Raw genomic sequence first — 3,402 nt, 5'->3', positions numbered from 1 at the left:
CTCAAATCTGATGTCGGGGTGTTTTTGCTGAAAGGCATGACAGATATCCACCAGAAAGATTTCAGTAAACATCTTCGGTGCAGTCAGACGTAGTACCCCACTAATACACTCATTTTCCTCCTGCACATTGCTTTGAAATGCTTGTAACTGACTTCTTATCTCTACCCCGTAATTATATGCCTTTTGACCTTCAGCTGTTAATCGCATATATCTTGTTGATCTAACTACTAGTTTTATCTTGAGATCTTCTTCAAGCGCCTTTATCTGCTTCGACATATACCCTTTGGAGATCCCGAACTTTTCCGTGGCTTTAGTAAAACTCCCCTGCTCCGCAAGTTCCAGAAACATCATCAACCGCTCTACATTCTTAATATTCATATGCTCAATATTTGGTGTTCGCCATTTTATAAGTTTCCTTATAGTAAATAGTCTTTTTATTAGTAGCTAGTTTTTTGAGCTTAATGGAAACAATAGAATTCCTCCAACTGATTTACGATACATTCTGGTGATTTTCATGTCTCTAAACTCGATTAACAAACACCTGCTTAATGCCAGCCAATTGGCTTATGGCTGCATGGGATTAGGCGGTGGCTGGAACACCAACCCGATAACATCTGAGAACATAATACAAGCTCGGCTTATCATCGATGTTGCACTTGAAGCCGGTATTAATGTCTTTGACCATGCTGATATCTACACCTTCAGCAAAGCAGAAATGGTGTTTGGTGAAATCCTAAAACAGCACCCTTCTCTACGAGAAAGCATGTACATCCAGTCTAAATGTGGTATTCGCTTTGAGGATGAGTCCGGACCAGGCAGATATGATTTTTCTGCAGAATGGGTGACTCAATCGGTAAATGGGAGCCTCAGGCGGCTACATACAGAAAAGCTGGATGTATTGCTCCTGCATCGCCCCGATCCGCTTGTTGAACTGGATGAGTTAGCTTCATCCCTTAACGCACTACGTAAAGACGGTAAGTTTGACTACCTTGGCGTGTCTAACATGAACCACCACCAGATCAGCTTTCTGCAATCGGCATTAGACATGCCAATTATTGCAAATCAAATTGAAATGTCTCTGGCGAAGCTCGACTGGCTCAATGAAGGCGTAATGGTTGGAACTCCGGGATACCAGAATAACGACTATGCCAGCGGCACATTGGAATACTGCAGATTGAACGGGATCCAACTTCAAGCATGGGGGTGCTTGGCTCGAGGTATGTTCTCGGAGAGTGGCCTGCATTCTGACCATGAAAATGTCCGAGTTACGACTGAATACATCATGACCCTTTGTGAAAAATACCAAGTCCCGAGTGAAGTGATTGTACTGTCGTTCTTACTTCGTCACCCGGCAAACATTCAACCGGTAATCGGCACGACAAATATTGAACGCATTAAAGCCTGTGCTACTGCCCCTGAGATAACTCTTACTCGAGAAGAATGGTACAGCTTGTTCGTAAAAGCCCGTGGCCACGCTTTACCTTAGATATTTGAAAGGAGAATAAATCATGTTAACGCTAAAACAAGTACAAACACTGATAGAAGCTGCAATTACCAAAGCCGAAAATGCAGGACTGCCAATTGCTGTATGTGTGTGTGATACACATGGAGAGTTATTAGGATTTGTCCGTATGGATAACGTAAATATACAGGCCGGCTTGCTAGCGCAAAACAAAGCTTATACGTCTGCTCGCGACCGCCAACCGAGCGGCAACCTTGGTGCGTGGGCGCGAGAGACAGGTAAAACACTGGCATATTGGACCGATCCTAAAATTACTGGGTTCAAGGGTGGTTTACCCATTGAAATCAACGGCGAGCTAGCCGGAGGGATCGGGATCAGTGGAATGAGCGAGGACGATGACGAAAGCTTTGCTGCATCCGTACTAAAAGTGCTCGTTTGATTGCTTCGGTGGGAAGAGAAAGGACAGGTTGTTCCTGCACTTTTTGTTTACATAAATACCTTTAAGGCTGAGCTGAGCCATCACAGCGTGATAGGAAAAATGAACTAGGTATTTGGCTGTTAATCAGGCGAAGGCACAAAGCCGTATTTACAGATGTAGAACTTTGCGACAAAACCTTTATTAGGGAGAAGGACCAAAATGCTGAAACCAAATCGAATACAAGATCTATCACGGAACGAGCAGGGGCTGATTTTGTCGTTAGATATTGGATGCTTGTTAATTCGCCCTCATAGTAAACACGCGGTACGGATTTCCATGCAATTTGGTGATGAAATACCGCTTCACTATGCGCAGCCAAACGCAGATGTCGAAAGCATAGCCTACCTTATACAAGACTGGCCAACTGAGATGACACCTGGGCTAGTGGAAGGAGATCAACTATCCCTCCCCCTTGGGGAGTATCAGCTGACGTTGAATCAAAACCCACTGTACTTTTCTTTAACACGCAATGGGAAGGTCATTTATCAAGACTTACCAAGGCGAGCTTTCGTGTTAGATAATAATCAACGTCGATGGCATTACCATCAGCGTCAAGATCAAGACCTGTATTATGGCTTGGGTGAAAAAACGGGTCGACTAGAGCGTAGCGGACGTCGTTTTCGGATGAATAATGTCGATGCAGTCGGCTACGACCCGAGTTGTGGAGACCCCCTTTACAAGCACATACCATTTTTTGTTCGTTATCGTCCAAGTGATAAGCATTGCATTGGCATTTACTACCATAACGCTCATCAATGCGAATTTGATATTGGTAGTGAACGTAGTGGATATTGGGGAGAATACGCTAGTTATTGTGTTGATGGTGGCCAGGTTGACTATATATTAATGTTTGCGCAGCAGCCTCATCAGGTATTGCAAGAATACCTTTCTATTACTGGATTCTCTGCGATGCCAACCAAATCTTCGCTTGGATATATGGGCTCAACCATGTATTACACAGAGCTTGCCCGGGATGCTGACCAAACTGTATTGGGGTTTGTGGATGAGTGTCGCAAGCAGTCTATTCCACTTAGTGGCTTCCACCTGTCATCTGGCTACACGAAAGGCGTCGATGGCAAACGCTACACCTTCAACTGGAATACACATAACTTTGCTGATCCCGATGGTTTTATCAAGCAGATGGCAGAGAAGCAGCAAGTATTGTCTCCCAACGTAAAGCCCGGTTTATTGACCACCCACCTTTTATGGACAGAATTTGACCAAGCTAACGCCTTCATTCGCACCTACGATGGTCACGCCTCGAAAGTCGAGAAGTTCTGGGGAGGCGATGCTTCCTTTGTTGACTTCTCCAACCCTACAGCGCGATCGTTATGGTCTAAATATCTGCGCCGTTCGCTGATTGATAAGGGAGTTGTCTCTATATGGAACGACAACAATGAGTTTGAGATGGATGGAGATGCTATCTGTGATGGCGACGGACAATCGCAACCGGCCTCCTCAT

The 3,402-nt window shown here is 44.8% G+C and carries 4 protein-coding genes; 3 read left to right on the top strand and 1 reads right to left on the bottom strand.

Features of this window, described 5'->3' with window-relative positions; genetic code table 11:
• The coding region (locus MHN01_RS20995) for a LysR family transcriptional regulator (protein ID WP_239413223.1) at positions 1 to 378 on the bottom strand (378 nt) is incomplete at its 3' end.
• 136 nt (positions 379 to 514) lie between these two features.
• On the opposite strand from MHN01_RS20995, the gene MHN01_RS20990 reads away from it, so the two are divergent.
• The 3 genes from MHN01_RS20990 to MHN01_RS20980 all read left to right on the top strand — a co-directional run.
• Positions 515 to 1,486 (top strand): aldo/keto reductase family oxidoreductase, encoded by a 972-nt coding sequence (locus MHN01_RS20990; protein ID WP_239413221.1) that lies wholly within the window; start codon positions 515 to 517, stop codon positions 1,484 to 1,486.
• 22 nt (positions 1,487 to 1,508) lie between these two features.
• Positions 1,509 to 1,901: a heme-binding protein gene (locus tag MHN01_RS20985; protein WP_239413219.1), complete on the top strand. Its 393-nt coding sequence runs from the start codon at positions 1,509 to 1,511 to the stop codon at positions 1,899 to 1,901.
• Between the two features lie 198 nt (positions 1,902 to 2,099).
• The coding region (locus MHN01_RS20980; RefSeq protein WP_304622882.1) for a TIM-barrel domain-containing protein at positions 2,100 to 3,402 on the top strand (1,303 nt) is incomplete at its 3' end.

The organism is Photobacterium sp. OFAV2-7, assembly GCF_022347985.1.
GTDB lineage: Bacteria > Pseudomonadota > Gammaproteobacteria > Enterobacterales > Vibrionaceae > Photobacterium.
Note: the sequence above shows the minus strand (reverse complement) of the source record. Positions and strands in the feature narration are given on the sequence as shown.